At 65.3% G+C, this 20,087-nt stretch carries 18 protein-coding genes; 9 read left to right on the top strand and 9 right to left on the bottom strand.

What is annotated here, in order from left to right:
* Positions 1–265 precede the first annotated feature (265 nt).
* Together P1T08_08025 and P1T08_08020 are read right to left on the bottom strand one after the other, a co-directional pair.
* Positions 266–751 carry a hypothetical protein gene (locus P1T08_08025; protein ID MDF1596028.1) on the bottom strand — a complete coding sequence of 162 codons (486 nt, stop codon included), beginning with the start codon at positions 749–751 and terminating at the stop codon, positions 266–268.
* Between the two features lie 280 nt (positions 752–1,031).
* Positions 1,032–4,346 (bottom strand): adenylate/guanylate cyclase domain-containing protein, encoded by a 3,315-nt coding sequence (locus P1T08_08020; GenBank protein ID MDF1596027.1) that lies wholly within the window; start codon positions 4,344–4,346, stop codon positions 1,032–1,034.
* A 468-nt stretch (positions 4,347–4,814) separates the two neighbouring features.
* Here P1T08_08020 and P1T08_08015 point away from each other — a divergent pair, with 468 nt between their 5' ends.
* Positions 4,815–6,038 (top strand): thiolase family protein, encoded by a 1,224-nt coding sequence (locus P1T08_08015; GenBank protein MDF1596026.1) that lies wholly within the window; start codon positions 4,815–4,817, stop codon positions 6,036–6,038.
* A gap of 138 nt (positions 6,039–6,176) precedes the next feature.
* Here the strand turns inward: P1T08_08015 and P1T08_08010 are convergent, their stop codons facing one another.
* A complete protein-coding gene (locus tag P1T08_08010) occupies positions 6,177–6,578 on the bottom strand; it encodes a pectinesterase family protein (protein ID MDF1596025.1) in 402 nt (133 codons plus the stop codon).
* 138 nt (positions 6,579–6,716) lie between these two features.
* Between P1T08_08010 and P1T08_08005 the strand changes: the two genes are divergently transcribed.
* Both P1T08_08005 and P1T08_08000 read left to right on the top strand, forming a co-directional pair.
* Positions 6,717–10,451 (top strand): adenylate/guanylate cyclase domain-containing protein, encoded by a 3,735-nt coding sequence (locus P1T08_08005; GenBank protein ID MDF1596024.1) that lies wholly within the window; start codon positions 6,717–6,719, stop codon positions 10,449–10,451.
* A gap of 105 nt (positions 10,452–10,556) precedes the next feature.
* Positions 10,557–11,555 carry a tocopherol cyclase family protein gene (locus P1T08_08000; GenBank protein MDF1596023.1) on the top strand — a complete coding sequence of 333 codons (999 nt, stop codon included), beginning with the start codon at positions 10,557–10,559 and terminating at the stop codon, positions 11,553–11,555.
* Between the two features lie 36 nt (positions 11,556–11,591).
* Here the strand turns inward: P1T08_08000 and P1T08_07995 are convergent, their stop codons facing one another.
* A complete protein-coding gene (locus P1T08_07995; GenBank protein ID MDF1596022.1) occupies positions 11,592–11,933 on the bottom strand; it encodes a hypothetical protein in 342 nt (113 codons plus the stop codon).
* Between the two features lie 119 nt (positions 11,934–12,052).
* On the opposite strand from P1T08_07995, the gene P1T08_07990 reads away from it, so the two are divergent.
* Together P1T08_07990 and P1T08_07985 are read left to right on the top strand one after the other, a co-directional pair.
* Complete coding sequence (locus P1T08_07990) at positions 12,053–13,072, top strand: LLM class flavin-dependent oxidoreductase (protein ID MDF1596021.1); 1,020 nt, start codon at positions 12,053–12,055, stop codon at positions 13,070–13,072.
* Between the two features lie 154 nt (positions 13,073–13,226).
* Entirely contained in the window at positions 13,227–13,607 is a 381-nt protein-coding gene (locus tag P1T08_07985) for a VOC family protein (protein ID MDF1596020.1), read from the top strand.
* 106 nt (positions 13,608–13,713) lie between these two features.
* On the opposite strand, the gene P1T08_07980 is transcribed toward P1T08_07985, so the two are convergent.
* Positions 13,714–14,160: a heme-binding domain-containing protein gene (locus tag P1T08_07980; protein ID MDF1596019.1), complete on the bottom strand. Its 447-nt coding sequence runs from the start codon at positions 14,158–14,160 to the stop codon at positions 13,714–13,716.
* Between the two features lie 107 nt (positions 14,161–14,267).
* Between P1T08_07980 and P1T08_07975 the strand changes: the two genes are divergently transcribed.
* The gene (locus P1T08_07975; protein MDF1596018.1) at positions 14,268–14,537 is read left to right on the top strand and encodes a hypothetical protein; all 270 of its coding nucleotides are present in this window, start codon (positions 14,268–14,270) and stop codon (positions 14,535–14,537) included.
* A 46-nt stretch (positions 14,538–14,583) separates the two neighbouring features.
* Here the strand turns inward: P1T08_07975 and P1T08_07970 are convergent, their stop codons facing one another.
* A complete protein-coding gene (locus tag P1T08_07970; protein MDF1596017.1) occupies positions 14,584–14,967 on the bottom strand; it encodes a hypothetical protein in 384 nt (127 codons plus the stop codon).
* A 241-nt stretch (positions 14,968–15,208) separates the two neighbouring features.
* On the opposite strand from P1T08_07970, the gene P1T08_07965 reads away from it, so the two are divergent.
* The gene (locus tag P1T08_07965; protein MDF1596016.1) at positions 15,209–16,285 is read left to right on the top strand and encodes a DUF389 domain-containing protein; all 1,077 of its coding nucleotides are present in this window, start codon (positions 15,209–15,211) and stop codon (positions 16,283–16,285) included.
* Positions 16,286–16,365: 80 nt separating this feature from the next.
* Here P1T08_07965 and P1T08_07960 read toward each other — a convergent pair whose 3' ends face one another.
* A complete protein-coding gene (locus P1T08_07960; GenBank protein MDF1596015.1) occupies positions 16,366–17,055 on the bottom strand; it encodes an MBL fold metallo-hydrolase in 690 nt (229 codons plus the stop codon).
* A gap of 76 nt (positions 17,056–17,131) precedes the next feature.
* Between P1T08_07960 and P1T08_07955 the strand changes: the two genes are divergently transcribed.
* The gene (locus P1T08_07955; protein ID MDF1596014.1) at positions 17,132–18,298 is read left to right on the top strand and encodes an MFS transporter; all 1,167 of its coding nucleotides are present in this window, start codon (positions 17,132–17,134) and stop codon (positions 18,296–18,298) included.
* Between the two features lie 84 nt (positions 18,299–18,382).
* On the opposite strand, the gene P1T08_07950 is transcribed toward P1T08_07955, so the two are convergent.
* Complete coding sequence (locus P1T08_07950) at positions 18,383–19,210, bottom strand: MBL fold metallo-hydrolase (GenBank protein ID MDF1596013.1); 828 nt, start codon at positions 19,208–19,210, stop codon at positions 18,383–18,385.
* On the bottom strand, positions 19,207–19,602 hold the full coding sequence (locus P1T08_07945) for a PAS domain-containing protein (GenBank protein MDF1596012.1): 396 nt from the start codon (positions 19,600–19,602) through the stop codon (positions 19,207–19,209). The genes P1T08_07950 and P1T08_07945 overlap by 4 nt, the downstream gene beginning before the upstream one ends.
* 118 nt (positions 19,603–19,720) lie before the next feature.
* Between P1T08_07945 and P1T08_07940 the strand changes: the two genes are divergently transcribed.
* Entirely contained in the window at positions 19,721–20,086 is a 366-nt protein-coding gene (locus P1T08_07940; protein MDF1596011.1) for a potassium channel family protein, read from the top strand.
* The last annotated feature ends 1 nt before the right edge of the window (position 20,087 follow it).

Here is a 20,087-nt window from a genome sequence, read left to right as displayed (position 1 = left end):
GATGGTATCTCGAACAGGGACCAGACCCGACCCGCGGTAGCAGCCGGAGACCGACGCTTCCAGCTCGCAGTGTCCTCTGTACCGATACTCATCAACGGCGCAGGGTTCCAGACGGTGGTGTTGTACTCGTGAACCTGGCGATGATGTCGTCAGCGGAGTCGAAGCCCATCACCAGCGTCATCCCACCGGGCTTGCCGTGGATGACCTCGGCGGTCTTCAGGCGCTTGACGGGTTTGCCGCGACTATTGGTCGAGGTAGGGCCGGTTCAGGCTGATGCGACCGAGTTTCCAACGAACACGCCGTCGATGAGGTCGCCGAGCAGCTGGACCGGTTGTTCCGTCCACGACGAGGTGGGGATCTCAGCGTCGACCGCGCCCTCGACGAGGGGGAGTTGCATGAGGTCGACTCCCTCGACCGGGATCTGCGCACCCGCGGGCTGAGGTGGATAGGACTCGGCGATGGCATCGGCAATGACGACACTGCCGTCGGTGCCGACGAACACGTAGCCGTTGACCAGGAACGGACCGTCGCCGGTCGTAGCGAGTAGCTCGGCGACGCTGATGCCGGGGCCCATACCGGCCATTATCGTGCCACCGGCGTCGTCGGCGAGCGGAGTGTCGCCTCCCGTTTCAAGAGGTTGGGTGGTGGGCGCATTGCCGACATCGGATGGCTGTGCCGGGTCGGCGATCCCGCCGCCGCAGGCGGCGAGCAGTATGGCGGTGGCTGCGAGCAGTGCAATGAGGCGATACATGATTCCTTGCCTTTCCTTCATCCCGTTTCTGACGTTGCGCGCCCACTCCCGGGTTCCCGCCCTCCTATCGGCGGCCATTGCTGAACAGGTGCTCGACGAGTACGACCTCGATGCCGCCCGCACCACCGAATCGGAGGGCCACATACGAGGAAGGCCGGGCGCTGGTACGAGACCTCTTCCGGTCGCTGCCCGATCGAGAGCCGATGCGACTGCTGCACAGCGACTTCCGCGGAGGGAACGTCAAGATCAGTGCAGAGCCCTATCCGTCCCGAGTTGAGCCCTACGCGGTCTCGGCGGCCGCCGTGTCGAGCAGCGCGAACGGCTCGGCGTAGACGTCGAGCAGGGTTTTCAACCCTGCCTTCTCCCATTTGGCGCGCGTCTCCCCTGCCCATTCCCTGGCCCGGGGGTGATCACCGCCGAGGTAGAGCGGCGTCGACGCCCGCACCAGCCCGCAGTAGATCGGTCCCCAAATCTCGTCGCCGATCTCGATGGCCGCCGCAAAACGGGCCTCGGCCTCCGCTACGTCTCCCGCGAGCGCGGCCAGCGCTCCTTCGAAGCCGTGCTCACGGAGGATGGCGACCCGTAGCCGGGGCAGCTCGGCCTCCGCGTCGCGGATCGATCGAAGCGTCTCTGCATCCACCATCCGGAGAGCGAAAACCATCGCAAAGTTGTACTGGTGACCGACCGGCGATCGATGGCCGCTCTCCATGGCCAGCCTGACGGCAGACACCGGGTCGCCCCGGTAGAAGGCGTGCGTGGCTCTCGCCACCTGGCGATTCGCCTGGGTCTGCTGATCGCCCGTTCCCTGCGAGGCCCAGCGCTCCTCGATGGCTGCGACCGTTCTCTCCACATCTCCTCGCAGGAGGTCGACTTCGTTCCGTCCTTCCTCGACCTGGTCTGCCATTGCCGCATCCATCGGGATGGTCTCCATCTCGGCCATCGCCTCGAAGTACTCATCCATGTCGAGGGTGATGTGCCAACGCCCAGCCTTGGACATGAGCGCTTCCAGGAGCAGGCGAGGGTCGCCGATACGGCGAGCATCCTCGATCCGCTCCTCGACGAACGGGTCAACGGAACCCCCCGAAATGTAGTTGAGGTTGGCGGTGACACGGCGCTTGGTGGCGCTCAGCTGGTGTTCTCGGGAGAGATCGAGCGCAGCCGAGAGGAGAACTCGCGCCTCACGCAGGCGGCCCGACGTGCCCAGGCCGGCACCTTTGGTCGCCCACAGTTCGGCGATGGTCGGGATCATGTCGAGATCCTCGGCAACACCGAGTGCTCGCTCGGTCCAGTCCATTCCCTGGGGCTGACCATCGAGCATGAATGCCCGAGCCAGCTCGGCCATTGCGACCACGTGATCGGGGGTCTCACCCGGGTCGGCCTCGAGTGCCTCCAACAGCGGCGGCCAGGCATCGTTCGACTCCCCGACGTCGTCGAGGAGCTTGGCGCGCACGGCCGCCGCTTTCACGCGGCCGAGCGGGCTGTCGGCGACATCGAACTCCGCCACCGCCTGCTGGGCGAGGTCCCGGGCTCGTTCGTCCAGGGCAGAGTGGGCGGCGCGGGCAGCCCTGGTGAGCAACTCGCCCCGCCAGGCCGGGTCGCCGGCGAGATCGACGCCCCGCAGGCAGAGATTGACGACCTGGCCGTAGGAGCCGAGCAGATCGGCTCGGTCTGCGGCACTCAGAAGACTCGCGATCACCCGCGGCAGAAGGCCGTCGACACCGGGACCGTCCCCGGCGGCCTCGAGGGCATCGAGGTAGTGGCTGGCGATGATCCCGGTCATCTCCGGCTCGTTCTGAGACTCGTAGAAGGCGGCCACCTGCTGGTGAAGTCGCACCCGATCGGCACGACTCACCCGGTCATGAGCGACCTCGCGGATGATCGACTGCACGAACTGGTACTGGCCTTGTTCGGGCGAGCGCGGGTCGCGGTTGAGAGTGAGGATCTCCTTGCGGACGAGTTCTGCCAGTCGCTCTTCCAGCGCCTCCACCGGGTCGTCGCGGAGCGAGGCCAGCGCCTCAGCCCGGAACGATTGTCCCAAGATGGCGGCGTCGGCGATGAGAGCCCTCGCGCTTGAACCGAACTGGTCGAGGCGGGCGCCTACGAGGCCGCTGAGGGAATCGGGGATATCCACGCCCCCCACTTCGCCCGCCATCTCGTATCGATGCTCGTCCAGTGGGCGAATGAGCTCGCGAGCGATGAGCATGCGGATCATCTCGACGGCATAGAGCGGAATCCCGCCAGACCGCTCCACGAGCTGGTCGACGAGGCTGGCGGGTGCGTCGTTAACGACCCCGCGCAACAGTTCCTCCATCGTCGGCGGGGGAAGAGGGGCGAGGTGGAGACTTACGCTGCTCGCCCGCCCTGATCCCCACCCGGCTCGCCGTTCGAGCAGCGTCGGGCGGGCAAGAGAGATGACAAGGATCGGCTCGGATGCTGCGATCTCGACGAGATCCTCGATGAACTCCAGCATTCCATCGTCGGCGCGGTGGAGGTCCTCGAACGCCATCACGACGGGGCCGAGGGCCGTGACGTTGGTGAAGAGCATCCGCCAGGCGGCGAAGAGTTCCGCCCGTTCGGCGACCGCCTCAGAGATGCCGAGTAGGTTCTCCAGCTTCGGTTCCATCCACGCCCGGTCATCAGCGTCGGGAACCAGTTCGGCGAGGGCGGTGCGGAGTCGGGTCCGCGTCTTGTGCTCGTCGTCTCCCTCGGTGATCCCGCACCGTTGACGGACCATCTCCCCGATCGCCCAGAACCCGGCGTTCTCCCCGTACGGGAGCGAACGGCCGTGGTGCCAGTACACGTCATCGTTGAGGCCATCGACGTAGCTCCACAACTCATCGAGTAGGCGGCTCTTCCCGATTCCACCCTGGCCGACGATCGAGACCATGCGCAGCATGCCGTCCCGCTGCACGGAATGCAGATTGTCCTTGAGGAGGCGCAGTTCATCCGTCCGTCCCACGAACGGAGAAACAAGGCCGCCGGCTCGGCGAGTCCCACCAACCCCGGCGACGACCCGCACAGCTCGGAACGCCTCGACGGGCCCTTCCTTCCCTTTGAGGTCGAGGGAGCCGGCCGACTCGAACTCGATCGACTTGCTGGCGAGATCCTTGGTCGATCGCCCGACGAGCACCTGGCCGGGCGCGGCAGCCGACTGGACCCGCGAGGCGGTGTTGACGGTGTCGCCGACGATGAGGCCCGTGGAGGCGTTGCCGTCTCCGCCGACGACCGCCTCACCCGAGACCACGCCGGCCCGGGCGCGGAGATCGGGGAGGTTGAGCTCCTCCCCCACTGCATGCACAGCATCGACAAGCTCGAGGGCAGCTCGCACGGCCCGCTCGGCGTCGTCCTCATGGGCAGTGTGGGCTCCCCACACGGCCATCACGGCGTCGCCGATGTACTTCTCGATCTCGCCACCGAAGCGGTCGACGACCTCCCTGGCCCGGTCGAAGTAGACCGTGAGCATGTGGCGCACCTCTTCGGAATCACGCGACGCGGTGAGCGGGGTGAACCCGACGAGGTCGACGAAGAGCGCCGAGACGAACCTGCGCTCCTCGGGCGTCGCAGCATCCCCGACGGTTGCCGAATCCGGACCCATGGTGGCCGGGACGTCTCCACCGGTCGGGGTACCGCACTCGGCGCAGAACTTGTCCGATGGCTGGAGGGGCGACTGACACGACGCGCACGCCTGTGACTGCGGCGTGCCGCATTCCGAACAGAACTTGGCTCCGGGACGGTTCTCCGCACCACAGCTACTACAGGTCATGGCCCCTCCTGACGGGCACGCTAGTGGGCAAAGCAAGCGGTGTCACCCGCCAGAGCAGGAAGGGCATGCCCGCTACCACGGGTAGCCGGCACAGCAGCCCGTGATATGCAGAGGAGGTGCCGTCCGGCGGACTCCAGACCTGCGATGGGGATTGCGCCCCGACCGCAACTGATCAAGGACCCTTGAGTCGTTCCCAACCCTCGCCGAAGCACTCAAATCGGTGCCGCTGGGATCCCAATACATCAGCGATTATCGTTGCATTGTGACCCTCGTTCCACCGCGATCCACCCGGCCAGACTCATGACCTTCTCCGACGGCCGACGACCCGTCTTCGTCGTCGATGCGGTGCGCACCCCGATCGGTCGTTATGCGGGGGCTTTGGCAACCGTGCGACCCGACGATCTCCTAGCCCTCACCCTCCGGGAGATCCTTGCCCGCAACAACCTGGACCCGGCAGAGGTCGACGAGGTGGCCGCCGGATGCGCCGGGCAGGCTGGCGAGGACAACCGCGACGTGGCGCGGATGGCGCTGCTGTTGGCCGGGTATCCGACCACGGTGCCGGGCATCACCCTCAATCGGCTGTGCGCTTCGGGACTGGCGGCGGTCGTCCACGGATTCCGGATGATCGCCCTGGGAGAAGCCGACGTAGTGATTGCCGGAGGGGTGGAATCCATGACTCGCGCCCCTTATGTCATGGCCAAGGGCGAGCGGGCCTTCTCAGGAGGGCCCCCCGAGATCCACGACTCATCTCTCGGTTGGCGGTTCGTCAACCCGCGCCTGGCGGCGATGCATCCACCCCTTGCCATGGGAGAAACTGCCGAGAACCTCGTGCAGCGCTACGGGATCTCCAGAGAGGCCCAAGACCGGTTCGCTCTCCGGTCCCACCAATTTGCTCTCGCTGCCTGGGATGAGGGCCGCTATCAGGATCATGTCCTTGGAGTGCGAATACCCCAGCGGCGCGGCGACCCGGTGGTCGTCGATCGCGACGAGGGTCCACGCGCCGACACGTCGCTCGAGGCGCTGGCCCGACTTCGACCGGCCTTCCGCGAAGGCGGGTCGGTGACCGCCGGCAACTCTTCCACATTGAACGACGGGGCAGGAGCGGTCCTGCTTGCCTCAGCGGCCGCATGCGAACGGCTCAGCCTCGATCCGGTGGCCACGGTGGTAGCTTCCGGGCAGGCAGGTGTCGACCCGTCGGTTATGGGCATCGGTCCGGTGCGGTCCACCCGCATCGCGCTCCAGCGAGCCGGCTGGGGGGTAGAAGATCTCGATACGGTCGAACTCAACGAAGCATTCGCTGCGCAGGTACTGGCGGTGCTCTCAGACCTGCCGATCCCGATGGACATACTCAACCCCGACGGTGGAGCGATCGCCCTCGGTCATCCTCTGGGCATGAGCGGCATCCGGCTGGTGGCCACGATGCTGCATCGGATGCGCCGCAATCCCGAAATCGGCAAGGGCCTGGCCACCGCCTGTGTCGGTGTCGGACAAGGCGAATCGATTCTGTTCGAAAACGCCACCTGACCGGACCCGACGAGCAACCGGCCACTCCGCGAATACCCGCCCGACGTACAGATGATCCGCCGACGCCCTCGATCCAGAGCTAGTTGGTGGATTAACGCCACAGCTCGAAGCCTCAGAAGCAAGACGGAGCCCATAACCTTATGCTCGAAGCTCGAATACGGGCTCGCCGAGCGACGCCTCATCGACGCTTACACCTAGTCCTGGGCCTGTTGGAACGCTCACCGTTCCATTGGACGAACTTCCTCCCGATCCATCAACGATGGTCGAGCTCGCTCCGGAGCCGACAATCGTTATGTTCTTGGTGATGGAGAGGTTCTCAACATATGTGCCCTCATCGACCGTTATCACGTCGCCCGGATCGGCTGCGTTGATCGCGGCTTGAATCGTCGGGAATTCACATATATCGCAAACTGTGAATTCGGTCGAGAATTGCGCTTCAGCTGCAGTGTCCGCCAGCGGCGACAAAGGCGCAGCCAACAATCCGACCACCATTAGGAACGAAATCCCGATCGAAGCCCAACGATTTCCCGTACTCCGCACGATCCCCGCCTCCCGAACTAGATTTATAACCCATCCCGCCAAGAAAAGGTCTTTAGACCCTACCGCAAACGGAATCCAGGTGTCCAGCAGATCCTGCAAGAATATTGCAGGTACGCTCTGACGCCCCGAGGAACCCGGATGGTCGCGACACTGAACTTCCAGCGCTACACGCCACGTTTGCTCTCTTCGTGGCCCGATGGTGTCCGCCATCAATGCATGCCGGGCACCATGGTGTTCTGTGACATCTCCGGATTCACCGCACTCTCCGAGCGCCTGGCCAAGAAGGGCCGGGTGGGCTCCGAAGAGGTGGCGGCGGCCCTCACCAGCGTCTTCTCTGAACTGCTCGACATCGCCATCGGCCGGGGCGGCGACCTGCTCAAGTTCGGGGGCGACGCACTGCTGCTCCTTTTCACCGGACCCGACGACGTCGAACGGGGAGCGGCGGCCGCCTTCGAGATGAAGCAGCGACTGCAGACGGTCGGAAGGATCGACACCGGCACCGGCCGGGTCGTCCTCAACATGACCGTCGGCGTGCACACCGGTTGCTTCGACCTGTTCCTGGTCGGCGACCGCCATCGTGAACTCATCGTCGCTGGGCCCGATGCTTCTGCCACCGTCAATGCGGAGAGCAGCGCCGCGGCCGGCGAGATTGTGGTCAGCAGGGCTGCCGGCACGCTCTTGGACGCTGCCCTCCTCGACACGACCTCGGATGGACGCAACCTCCTGATCCGCTCTCCGATCGCCCCGCCTCTGGAGCGGCCCGTCACCACCACCAACACCGACCTGGGTGGCTTTCAGCCGACCGCCCTCCGCCCGGTCGTGGGGACCCCGGCCGGGGAAGGCGAGCATCGCCGGGCGGTCGTAGCTTTCCTCAAGTTCAAGGGCCTCGATGGGATGATCGCCGCCAGGGGCCTGGACGCCGTCTGGGAGGACCTCGACGGAACGGTGCGCATCATTCAGGCAGCCGCAGACGAGTTCGGCGTCACCTTCTTCGCCTCGGACATCGACGCAGACGGCGGGAAGGTGATTCTCATCGCAGGTGCTCCGTCGACCACCGACAACGACACCGAACGCCTCCTCCGGGCGCTGCGCTCCATCGTTGAGGCGAGTCCTCCCCTCCGGCTGAAGATCGGGGTCAACACCGGGACGCTCTTCGCCGGTGACGTCGGCAGCAGAACCCGGGCCGCCTACACGGTCATCGGGGATGCCGTCAACCTCGCCGCCCGCATCATGGGGCGGGCAGAGCCCGGTCAGATCCTCGCCGAAACCGGAGTTCTGGAACGATCCGAAACGCTTTTCAACACCGAACCGGTAGAGCCGTTTCTGGTCAAGGGAAAGGCGGCCCCGGTCAAGGCAGTCGCGGTCGGGCCGATCCGCGGCACCCGCGAACTCGAGACCAGAACCGAACTCCCCTTCGCCGGCCGCCTCGAACCGCTGGAAGAGGTGATCGCGGAATTCGAGGCGGCGGCGAGCGGTGCCCGGCTGCTCGAGATCGTCGGGCCGGCCGGTGTCGGCAAGTCGCGCCTGCTCGGCGAGGCCCGCTCCCGCACCGATCCGGGCGCGTGGTTCAAGGTCGGGTGTGAACGCTACGAAGCATCGACCCCCTACTTCTCACTCAGGACGCTGCTGCGGAGCCTCCTCGGCATCTCCGACGACGCAGACACGCACTCGGCCGGCACCGCTCTGCGCGACGGTGTCGCCAGCAAAGCCCCCGATCTCTTGCCGTGGCTGCCGCTCGTCGCCATTCCAATAGCAGCCACCGTTGCCGAGACCCCCGAGGCGAACTCGCTTGATAATCGCTTCCGCAAGGAACGGACCCAGCAGGCAGCTTTGGAGCTGCTCGCCGCCCTGCTCCCCGCCCCGGCTGCCATCGTGTTCGACAACGCCCAGTGGCTCGACGACAGCTCCCGGGAGACAATCGAGCTGGCCGCCAACGATCAGTTCCCCTGGCTTATCTGCCTGGCCGGGCGGTCTCTTCCGGAAGGCGACGACTCACCCGCCGTGCGGATAGAACTCGGCGCCCTCTCGTCAGACGAAGGCCTCGAACTGGCCAGAGCCGTGGCGGCGGATCGCCCGGTACCGCATCACCGGCTGGTGGAAGCCGTGGAGCGATCGGGGGGCAGTCCCATGTTCTTGATCAGCCTCGTTGAAGCGGCGATCGAAGGCGGTGAGCTGCCGGCCAACGTCGAGGATCTCATCAACGCTCGCATCGATCGGCTCGAACCCGGCATCCGCAAGGTGCTGCGCTATGCCTCTGTCCTCGGTAGGCAGTTCGAACCCGGGATCCTCACCGCCAGCATCGGAGATGCTGTTCCGGAGGCCGGACGAGCGGACATCTGGCAGCAGCTGGCCGAGTACGTCGAGACGACTCGGGACGGCGACGTTCGATTCCGACAGAATCTCTTTCAGGACGTCGCCTACGCAGGCTTGCCGTTCCACCTGCGTGCGGAACTGCATCTGCGAGTCGGTGAAGTGCTCGAGCAGCGCTTCGGAGAGGAAAGCGCCGAACTCCTCTCTCGCCATTTCGCGCTGGCCGGGGAACACACCAGGGCGTGGCGATACTCGGTGATCGCAGGCGACAACGCCAGCGAGGATTATGCCCACGTCGACGCAGCCGGTCTCTACCGGCAGGCGCTCGACTCGGCCCGTCGGGTCGAGGGACTGGCGGTCTCCGAGTTGGCGAGAGTCTCGGAGGCGCTCGGGACGGCTTCAGAACTGGCCGGCCTCTACGACGAGGCCGACGACGCCTTTGCGGCGACGAGGAAGCGAATCCCCAATGACCGGGTCGTGCAGGGACGAATCCTGGGCCGGCAGGGTCTGCTCCGGGAACGGAGCGGCAACTACAGCGTGGCGTTGCGCTGGCTGACCCGGGGCATGCGGAACCTTGAGGCGGCCACCCCGGGGCCGGCGGTCACCGCCGAGATGGCAGAACTGATCCTGGCCTACGCCGGCGTACGGTATCGCCAGGGGCACTATCACCATTGCGTCCGCCGCTGTCATCAAGCCCTCGACTTGCCGGGTCTTCCCCCAGACAAGGAAGCCCACGCCCGTTACCTCCTCTGTATCGCCTACGCCCATCTGGCCGATCCCAGAAGCGAGGAGGAAGGCCGGCGAGCACTGGCCGCCTTCGACGAGGTCCGTGATCTGATCGGGCGGGCCAACGTGCTCAACAACCTCGGGATGAACTCCTACTACCGCGGTGAATGGGATCAGGCACTCGAATACTGGACGCAGAGCAAGGAAGCCAGGGAGACGTGCGGCGACATCGTCGGGGCCGCCACCCAGACGAACAACCTGGGCGAGATCTATTCGGATCAAGGCAGGTGGGACGACGCCCGCCGCTGCTTCACCGAGGCTCTGCGGATCTGGCAGGGCGCCCGCTACGGAGTCGGGATCGCCCTCGCCTCCTCCAACCTGGGCCGGGTCGAGGCCCGATCGAAGAACCACGACGAGGCCGAGAAATGGCTGGCGGAGGCGGTGGACGGATTCCAGGCGATCGGAGCGGCCGCCTTCGTGCTCGAAACCGAGGTACGAAGAGCGGAGAACCTCCTCATGACCGGCGATGCCGGAGTGGAAACAAGGACCCGGGAGCTCCTGGCGATTGCTGGGGATACCGTCGGCGTGGCCATTCTCGAAGCAGCCCTCTACCGGATCCTCGGCTACGCACACTGGCAGCAGGCGGAACGGACCGAGGCCGAGTCGGCGTTCCGGACCAGCCTGGAGAAAGCGAATGAGGCCGAGGCGCCGTATGAAGAGGCCCTCACCCGCCAGGCACTTGCCTATGTGAGCCACGATCAGGATCATGCCGACGCCGCCATCGCCGCGTTCCGGCGGATGGGCATCGTCCGCACCCCAGACATTCCGCTTGCCTAGTCGGAGCCACAGCCCGGGCGCCGGGACGATCAGGGCTCAACGCTGATCATGCCGACAGGAAGCCGCTAGTCCCGGGTACCATCCCGGCCCCCGCCTGAGGATCCCATGTCGTTCTCCCCAACCCTGTTCCATCCCGAGCGCTACCACGGCCACCGGCGGCGCCCGCCCTTCTTCGAAGGCTGGTACTTCAAACTGGTCGACGCCACCGAGACCCACCGCTATGCGGTGATTCCCGGCATCTTCCTCAGCAAGGATCCGGACCGCCATCACGCCTTCATCCAGATCCTCGACGGCACGACCGGCCAGGCGACCTACCACCGTTATCCGGCCGATGAATTCCGGGCGGCCACCGACCGGTTCGAGGTCGAGATCGGTCCGAGCCGTTTTTCGAGCGAGGGCGTAGTGCTCGACATCGCGGACGGCGACCGGGTGGTCAAGGGTGAGGTTCGCCTGGGAACGCCCCGTCCGTGGCCGGTGAGTCTCACGCGCCTCGGCATCATGGGCCCCTACGGGTGGGCACCGCGCATGGAGTGCAATCACGGCCTGGTGAGTTTCGACCATTCGCTGGCCGGCACGCTTGCCATCGACGGCCGATCGATCGATTTCGACGGTGGACGCGGGTACGGCGAGAAGGATTGGGGCAAGGCGTTCCCGGCCGGATACGTGTGGATGCAGTCCAACCACTTCGAGCAACCGGGGACCAGCTTCGTGGGATCTATCGCCATCATCCCCTGGCTGTTTTCGGCGTTTCCCGGATTCATCATCGGACTCCACCACGAAGGTGTGCTGCACCAGTTCGCCACCTACACGGGGGCCAAGACCGTCGACCTGCACTTCACCGATGAGACCGTCGAGTGGACGGTCGCCGACCGGATCAAACGGCTCACCATTCGAGCCGATCGCGCATCCGGCGGCCTGCTGTACGGGCCGACTCGCACCGACATGAGCGACCGGGTTGGAGAAACGATGCTGTCCCGCGTGACGGTCAACCTCACCAATGAGGCGGGATCGGTGATCTTCGCCGGCACCGGTCGCAATGCCGGGTTGGAATTGCACGGAGACCTGGAGCGTCTGCTGGCGCTGCAGACCGATGAGAAGGGCTGAGGCCGCGGACATTACGGCGGCCGGCGTCCGAAACGGCTAGTGCCCCTGCCCGCGGACCCGGTTGAGGGTGAGCTGCGCCGTGGCCAGGCCCTCCAGGAGACCGGCGTACAACGGCAGGCGATCTGGAGTGCAGCACCCGACTTGCAGGCGCCCCACCTGGGCACCGGCGTCTTCGAGATGGACAAGCGCCACGTCCGCCGCGGCAGGATCGTCGTCCGTCCGGTGCAGCCCGGCCCGTGCCTCGGTCAACGTGTGGGCGAGGGCCTTCATCCTGGGGCTGCGTCCGGGCTCGCAACAGGCCGCGTCGAGTTTGCGAAGGGCAGCCTCGCAGTTGTCGAGAGCATCGAACGCGGGTCCGAGGGCGGCGTGGTTAGACATGGCGGGGAACGATACCGCCTCGTGAGTCCTCTGCCGGGTGCGACTGCAGGGTGGCCGCCGCGGCCGGCACGCCCGCTACCCCTCCGGGGTAGACGCGCCGGTCGGCGATAATGCCGCCAATGGAACTCGGCCTCACCACCTTCGCAGAGACGTACCCGGACCCGGAGACGGGAACGACCATCAGCCATGGCGACCGGCTCCGGCAAGTCCTCGAGGAGATCGAACTGGCCGAACAGGTCGGACTGGACGTCTACGGCATCGGCGAGCACCACCGGCAGGATTTCGCCGCTTCGGCCCCGGCCATCGTCCTGGCGGCCGCCGCCGGGAGGACCAGCAAGATCCGGCTGACCCCGGCGGTGATCATCCTCTCGTCGGCCGACCCGGTGCGCACCTACCAGGACTTCGCCACCCTCGACCTCGTGTCGAACGGGCGAGCCGAACTGCTGGTCGGCCGGGGTTCGTTCATCGAGTCGTTCCCGATCTTTGGCTACTCACTCTCCGACTACGACGAACTCTTCGCCGAGAAGCTCGACTTGCTGCTGCAGATTCGCGACCGAGAGCGGGTGACCTGGTCCGGCAAGTTCCGGCCGCCGCTCGACGACCAGCCGATCTACCCCCGTCATGAACAGCTGCCGATCTGGGTCGCCGTCGGTGGCACCCCGGCCTCCATCGTCAGAGCCGGGCGGCTCGGATTGCCGGTGGCGCTGGCCATCATCGGCGGGGACCCCTCCCGCTTTGCCGTATTTGCCGACCTCCACCGGAGGACACTGGTCGAGTCGGGGTACGACCCGGCCGCCGCCCCACTGGCCGTCCATGCCCACGGCTACATCGCCGACGACAACGAGCAAGCCGCAGAGGAGTTCTATCCGTCCTACGCGGTGGCGATGACGCAGCTGGGCAGGGAACGGGGGTGGGGAGCGATGACCCGCCAGCACTACGACATCATGCGCGGTGAGGGCGGTTCGTTGGTTTTGGGCGACCCTGAAACGGTGGCCCGAAAGATCATCCACCTGCGGGACGTGCTGGGAATCAAACGCTTCATGCTGCACATCAGCGTCGGCACACTCCCTCACCATCAGGTCATGCGGTCGATCGAACTGCTCGGGACGAAAGTGGCCCCCCTGGTCCGCAACAGCTGACCGCGCCGCCCCAATTAGACCGTTTTCGCGCGGGGATCTCCCCCTATACGGTGGGAATCCCGCGCGAAAACGACGGATGCAAATTGAATTAAGGAGCCCAAACGTGACTCGGCGGGTGTAGGTTCGGCGAATACCCGACCGAGGAGGGACTCAGATGTTCGGGAACATCCAACTGCACGCGACGCTGCCCGCAGCCGATTTCGAGCGTGCGCAAGCCTGGTATGCCGACAAGCTCGGCCTCACACCCACCGAGGTGGAGGAGGGCGGCGGCGGAGCCTGGTACGAAAGCGGCGGGACGCGATTCTTGCTCTACCCATCCACCTTCGCAGGCACGAACCAGGCAACGGCGGCCACGTTCACCGTGGACGACGTTCCGAATGCCGTCGCCCAACTGCGCGAGCGCGGCGTCGTGTTCGAAGAGTACGACATGGGCGACTTCAAGACGGTCGACGGCGTACTGACGTTGCCCGACGGGTCGACGGCCGCCTGGTTCAAAGACAGCGAAGCGAACATCCTGGCCATCTCGACGATGTGAAGCGCATCGCGGAGTGATTCCGTGAGAAGCGGCTCCGCTGATCACACGATGGGTTGAAGTTCACGTCGGCAAACCCCGGCGCTAATGCCAGCTTGCCCGCGATGCCTCAGTCGCCCTCGTCACCCAGGGTGGCGGCCAAGCCGGCGGCGAGGGCATCCAGTTCGGCATCGGTCAGTCGTGCGTCCGGGTGCGTGAAGAGATAACTGGGGGGAGGCATCGAACCTTCGCGCACGGTCTCCGCTGCCTCTTCCCCCTCCTGACGCAAATGCCACTCAGAGAAGTTCAGCTTGTCCCGGCCCCCTTCCACGTCGTGTTGCACGAGCCACGATACGGGTGCCACATTTGAATACCAGGGCCACTCCGACTCGTTGCTGTGGCAGTCGTAACACGCCCGAACGGCCAGTTCCCGTGTCTCAGGTGAGTCCCAGGCAGGTTCAACAATTGCAGAATCCGGATTCGTGTGATCCCGTCCGTACGGAACGAGCTGGATGACGACCAGCAAACCGACCAGTATCAACAACCCACGCTTGATCCATGTCTTGTAGTTCTTCACTCCATGAGTGTATGCACACCCGGCAAGTGCCTCGCCGCGCTGCCCTTTCGTTCCTTTAGCCTGGGCGCGACAGTCGAAGCACCGTGAAACGAACAGGAGTCATCACCATGGCAACCTTCACACCGGAACAGGCCAAGGACCTCGGCAGCCGGATCGGAATCGACTGGGACACGGCCCGGTTCGACGTCGAGCAGTTCCGGATGGGTCTGGACGTTGAGCTCGAACACGGCACCCGCGATGCGGCGACGAACGTCACCGACGATGACCGTCTGACGACCGCCAAGATCGCCCTTGCCCACCTCAACGAGTTCCCCGATTACTACACCCGCCTGGCGGCCATGGAAAAGGAAGCCGAGGCATACTGGGAGGGGAAGTGACGGCGAGCTAGACGCACCTCCCGCTCCGGTCACCTCATCGGATTTGTCAGTCGGGGAGAACAGACTCGATGGCGGCGACGATCTTCTTGACCGACATCATGCCGTAGTCGAAGACGAACTGCTCATCGTTCGCCATCTTCACAATTGCACGGTTCATGAGCCCCTTCTTGAAGGCTTCGACGCCGGCTACCTCCGCCAGGGGTAGTTCTACCCGCACTTCATCGTCGGTTGAATAGCGATAGACGGTGTGACCCCCGGCAGCCGCGAAGCTTCCAACATCGAGAAAGATGGCCTTGACGATCGTCTTGTTGCTCGACTCGTACAGCGATTTGAAGCTCAACATCTCATCCGTGACCTTGAGCTTCCCGGTGTACCTGCCACCCTCTTCGGGGATGTAGTTGACGGCCCACTCGCCCAATTCGCGCACCATGCGACTGCCTTTCTCCTGGAACAACGACCCAACCATAACCGGGGCAAACAACGTCCAACTGGTAATCGATGGTCTGCGAACCGGTCGGCGCAACGCACGAATCCCGGCGAGAGCTCCAGGGTGCCCGGTCCGATGGGTTGACGCTGCCATCGCTTTGCGCTCACTTAACCCCGCGATGATCCAGCGTTAGGCGACCCGCGCATACGGTGAACCCACACCTACAGAGAGTGCGAGACCACCCGTGCAGTCCACGGAACGACCGGCGCGCAGCCTCATCGCCGCGCTGGTGACCCTCGCAAAGCTGAGGATTCTCGAGTTGCTGCAAAGCGACGGCGAACTCTCACCGAACGAGCGTCGACGTGTCATCGCCGGGTTGTTCCACGAAGGCGTCGCCCTCTTGCCGTTCGTCCGTCGCTACATAACAACGATGGCGCTGTCCGTCGCCATGGCCGTGCTCGGGATCCGGGCCAACTCTCCTACCGTCGTCATTGGGGCGATGCTGGTGGCACCGTTGATGGGACCGGTACTGGCGATCGCCGCCTCCGCCGTGATGGGCTGGCGGCGCCGGTTCTTCACGAGTCTGGCGTTGGTCATCGCCGCCTCGCTCGGTGCCGTTTTACTGGCGTTTGTGATCGCCCTGGTCGTTCCCGGGGCCTCCGGTCCTCCGTCCGGCGAGTTGCTCGCCCGAACCTCTCCCAATCTCGTCGATCTGGCAGTGGCGCTGGCGGCGGGAGCGGCCGGCGCCTACGGGCACGTCCAGCGGCAGTCTGCCGACGCGCTGGCCGGCGCAGCAGTCGCGGTAGCCCTGGTTCCGCCGCTCGCCGTCGTCGGAATGGCACTTGCGGCAGCAGAGATCGAACTGGCACGCGGCGCCGGGTTCCTCTTCCTGGCCAACGTGACCGGCATCACGTTGAGCGGAGCGCTCACCTTCGTCATCAGCGGATTTGTCCCGGGCAAACCGCTCCTGGCGGCGAAGTGGTCGACGTTGCGCGGGATCGCGCTAGCCGTGTTGCTCGTTGCCCTTCCCATCCATTTCGGAAGGGCAACCTTGATTCCTGTGACGGAGCAGAGCGGAATAGTGCAGGCTGCCCTCGACTCCTGGCCGGGACTCGAACATCTCAATGTCGAGATCGTCGATGTCGGAGTCGAAGTAGACAACGGCGTGACGATGATCGACCTCGTTCTGACCAGCGATGGGCCGGTTCCGCCTGCCCGGGAGCTGGCTACCAGCCTGGCCGACGAACTGGGAGGCACGATCGACCTGCGGCTGCAGGTGCTCGACACCGACGTGCAACGTGCCCTGATCGTCGACCGATAACAGGTCGGCACGGAATCGCCCGGGACGGCGAGTGCTTCCACCGCAACGTCACCCTTCCGTACGGTCGAACTCTGAGATGATCAGCCGATTGAGGCGGCGAAGCGTTTGAAGGCGGCCGCAGCCGAGCCCACCAGCGGGGCGGAATGGGCGAAGACCGCCACCTCGAAGTCAAACCCGGCTAGATGGCGCAGGCTGGCGTCGAACGTCGGCGTCGAGCGATTCATCCAACCGCGTTTGATCTCTCCGGCTTTGGTCCGGACCGCCGCATCGCCCACAAAGAGAACGCCTCCCTGCCGGTCGAGTAGGAACGACACATGTCCCGGCGTGTGGCCCGGCGTGTCGATCACGGTCAGGTCTTCGGGCAAGCCGGTCGATTTACCCTCTCCGATCAGGTGATCGACCTCGACCCCTTCGGCGCCCGGCATCAGCCTGTAGATGGGTTTGAGGAACCGAACCCGATCGAGAAACAGCGGCGCCGGGGCAGGCTCATCACCACGAACGGCCGGCGCATCCACCGCCGATGCGAACACCGGCGCGCCGGTCTCCCGCTTCAAAACGGCGGCGTTGCCAACGTGGTCGACGTGGGAATGGGTCACTGCGATGGCAGTGACGTCGCCCCGGGCACGGCCCAGAGCCGCCAAAGCGTCCAGCATCGCACCGTGGCGCCTGGGCATTCCCGTATCGATGAGCGTGACGCCCGCATCGCCGTCGATGATGAAGGCATTCGAGTAGCTGGGTACCAGATGCACCCCGGGAGCGATTGATTCCATGCCGGCAACGTAGCAAAACTCATCGAGAAACGCTCCGACCCGAGAGATTCACCATCCTTGCCGATAGGATCCACCGGTGCGCCCCCCATCACTCACTCGCCTGCTCGTGGTTGCCGTGCTCGTGGTCACCGCCAGCACCCAGGCGGTGTTCCTGCTGGGTGCGGGCTTCGTTCAGATCGGCCCTGAGCTCGATCTGGGACCGGTCGGTCTCGGTGCACTGACGGCCGCCTTCTTCCTCACCGCCTCCGCCACGTCCGCGCCGCTCGGACGCTGGGTCGCCCGGGTCGGATGGCAACACGCCATGGTGCTCAACACCCGGATCTCGGCTGTCGTGCTGCTGACCATCGCCGCCGCCGCACGGAACACATGGACGCTGGCCGGCCTACTCATCGCGGCAGCCGCCATCTACGGAGCGGCCAACCCGGCGGCGAACCAAGCCCTGGCCGATCACACGGACCCGAAGCGGCGAGCCACGATCTTCGGAGCAAAGCACGGCGGAATCCCGGCCTCCACCCTTCTGGCCGGCCTGGCGGTTCCGGTGGTAATCGTCCAGTTCGGCTGGCGCTGGGCCTACGTCGCGGCAGCTGCACTCGCCGTCGCCGTATCGTTTCTCATCCCGCGGGTTACATTTGAGATCGGACACCCGGCCGAATCGGACGACCCGACAGATGCCCGCCGGGTGCGGTTGTCCACGCGCCAGCTCCTGGCACTCGCAGTCGGATCGTCCTTTGCTACCTGGGGGGCCATCGCCCTCGGTACCTTCCTCGTGTCGGCGGCCGTCGACGCCGGATTCTCGGAATCCGCCGCCGGGACCCTGCAGTTCGCCGGATCTGGCATGTCGATCGCCGCCCGGGTGTTCTACGGGGTGCTCACCGACCGGTTCGGAGGTCGCGGCTTTGCCGCCATGGTTGCCCTCACCCTCACCGGTTCGGTTGCCTTCTTCATCCTCCCGCTGGTCGGTGGGGCAGCATTCACCGCCCTCGTCATCGTCGCCTTCGCCACCGGCTGGGCGTGGCCGGGCCTCCTGACGTTCGCAGTGGTCAATGCCAATCGAGGCACCGTCGCTACGTCGTCCGCCATTACTCAAGCGGGGATCTTCCTCGGCGCCGGGGCCGGACCCCTCGTCCTCGGAGCGGCTATCGAGCGCTGGTCCTTCTCAGGTGCGTGGGTGGCGGCCGGAATCGGTTTGATTGTCTCGTCGGTGGTGGTCGGCTCGGTCGGCGTCCGGACGGCCGCCCGCTGATCGGCTCTCCAAACCCGTTCTTGCGTCGCCATGCACTCGATTTCGCGTGATTACCAACGCAAGAACAGGAAATGCAGAAGCGGGCTAAACGTCGAACGAAGCGCCGGCCAAACCAGGCACCAACTCGAAAGGCAACTCCCGGCTCTTCCGCAACTCCTCGACCAGTCGATCGATCAACTCATCCGGGTGATCGGGTTCATGGTGGAACGTCACGAGCCGGCCGACCCCGGCCAACTCGGCGAAATCCGCCGCCTGCGTCAACGTGCTGTGACCCCACCCGACCCGTTGCCGGTACTCGTCATCTGTGTACTGCGTGTCGTGAATCAACACATCAACGTCATGGGCCAGGTCGTAGCCCGACGTCCAGGCCGGTTCTGTGGTCAGATGTTCCGAACCCAGCACCGGCTCATGGTCCGGCAGGTAGGCCAGGCTGCGACCGTCGGCTTCGACCCGGTAACCCAAAGTTCGACCAGGATGAATGATGAGATCGAAGGTCACAGTGAACGGACCGATCGTTGTCGTGCCCGCCCCCAGTTCGTGCAGCGTGAGGGCCGGCAGATCACGCAAGTGGACCGGGAAGAGGGGTGGAGATAGGTACCGACCCAGAAGCATGGCCAGCGAGTGCCCCGAAGCGCGGGGGCCCCAAATGTGAACTTCGGTGTCTGGATCAAAGAGTGGATGGAGGAATCCGAGACCCTGGATATGGTCCATGTGAAGATGGGTGAGGAGCACGTGTACGGGACCGGCGGTCGCCCCCGGCGAGGCATGGACAACCCCCGATCCTGCATCCAGCAACAAGGTGCTCTCATCGTCGGCCTGGACTTCAACTGAGGAGGTGTCCCCGCCGTATCGAACGGTGGCCGGTCCAGCCCGGCCGACGGAACCACGTGTACCGAGCAGAGTGACCCTCAATCCTCCAACTCCCAGAACGTGACGAGGACGCCGACCCTGCGTTCACCCTGGCCGACGAGGGGGATGGCCGTCACGCCGATCTTGCGCCAGATGCCGTCATAGGCTCGAATCCGTATCCGTCGGTGAGCCGGAATCCACTCAGTGAGCGCCACAACGATGGGCAGGTCCTCGGCGAGCAGTTCGGATCCGTCGAGCTCCTGGGTGGCGAATCGCTCGGCCAGTTCGGTGGCCGGCATTTTGCCCGCATCATCGAATCGAACTCCGAGGATCGCCTCGCCGGGTTCGTTGTAGAAAACCAGGTTCCCGGCAGCATCCGTGATCCACACCGGATGTGACATCGAATCAGCCAGTTGCCTGGCCAGGATCAGCTCAATCGGATATTGCGTCGCCATTGTGTCCCCTGCGATCGTTCGGTGAGTCTACGCGCCGGTCGCCGGTTCCGGAAGGGATGATTATCGGAGGCCCGGCACGATGCTCGAGACGAAGGCCGCAAGCGGGTACCCTCCGCGCATGTTTGGACTTGTAGCCGTTCTCCGCACTCTCTTTCGGGCCGCCCGGCGTATGGCGGCCGACCCGAACAACCGGGGCCTGGTGCTCCTCGTGGGTGGGCTCGTGGCCGGAGGCGCCACGTTCTACCACCGCATCGAAGACTTCTCGTGGGTCGACAGCTTCTACTTCACGGTCATAACGCTGACGACGGTGGGGTACGGCGACCTGGCCCCGCAGACGCCGGCCGGGAAGATCTTCACCATGGCCTATGTGCTGATCGGAGTCGGGTTGCTGGTCGCCTTCGTGACCGAAGCGGCCCGCCACCTCATAGCCGCCGGGGCGCCGGCGGGCCGGCGTCGCGATCGAGACGGGCCTCCACCGGAGTAGG

This window comes from Acidimicrobiia bacterium (assembly GCA_029210695.1).
Lineage (GTDB): Bacteria > Actinomycetota > Acidimicrobiia > Spongiisociales > JAHEDJ01 > JAHEDJ01.
Note: the sequence above shows the minus strand (reverse complement) of the source record. Positions and strands in the feature narration are given on the sequence as shown.

What these genes read in the sequence shown, in the direction of transcription:
- P1T08_08025 (MDF1596028.1), bottom strand. Translation starts at nt 751, where the DNA reads ATGTATCGCCTCATTGCACTGCTCGCAGCCACCGCCATACTGCTCGCC.
- P1T08_08020 (MDF1596027.1), bottom strand. Translation starts at nt 4,346, where the DNA reads ATGGGTCCGGATTCGGCAACCGTCGGGGATGCTGCGACGCCCGAGGAG.
- P1T08_08015 (MDF1596026.1), top strand. Translation starts at nt 4,815, where the DNA reads ATGACCTTCTCCGACGGCCGACGACCCGTCTTCGTCGTCGATGCGGTG.
- P1T08_08005 (MDF1596024.1), top strand. Translation starts at nt 6,717, where the DNA reads ATGGTCGCGACACTGAACTTCCAGCGCTACACGCCACGTTTGCTCTCT.
- P1T08_08000 (MDF1596023.1), top strand. Translation starts at nt 10,557, where the DNA reads ATGTCGTTCTCCCCAACCCTGTTCCATCCCGAGCGCTACCACGGCCAC.
- P1T08_07995 (MDF1596022.1), bottom strand. Translation starts at nt 11,933, where the DNA reads ATGTCTAACCACGCCGCCCTCGGACCCGCGTTCGATGCTCTCGACAAC.
- P1T08_07990 (MDF1596021.1), top strand. Translation starts at nt 12,053, where the DNA reads ATGGAACTCGGCCTCACCACCTTCGCAGAGACGTACCCGGACCCGGAG.
- P1T08_07985 (MDF1596020.1), top strand. Translation starts at nt 13,227, where the DNA reads ATGTTCGGGAACATCCAACTGCACGCGACGCTGCCCGCAGCCGATTTC.
- P1T08_07975 (MDF1596018.1), top strand. Translation starts at nt 14,268, where the DNA reads ATGGCAACCTTCACACCGGAACAGGCCAAGGACCTCGGCAGCCGGATC.
- P1T08_07970 (MDF1596017.1), bottom strand. Translation starts at nt 14,967, where the DNA reads ATGGTGCGCGAATTGGGCGAGTGGGCCGTCAACTACATCCCCGAAGAG.
- P1T08_07960 (MDF1596015.1), bottom strand. Translation starts at nt 17,055, where the DNA reads ATGGAATCAATCGCTCCCGGGGTGCATCTGGTACCCAGCTACTCGAAT.
- P1T08_07945 (MDF1596012.1), bottom strand. Translation starts at nt 19,602, where the DNA reads ATGGCGACGCAATATCCGATTGAGCTGATCCTGGCCAGGCAACTGGCT.
- P1T08_07940 (MDF1596011.1), top strand. Translation starts at nt 19,721, where the DNA reads ATGTTTGGACTTGTAGCCGTTCTCCGCACTCTCTTTCGGGCCGCCCGG.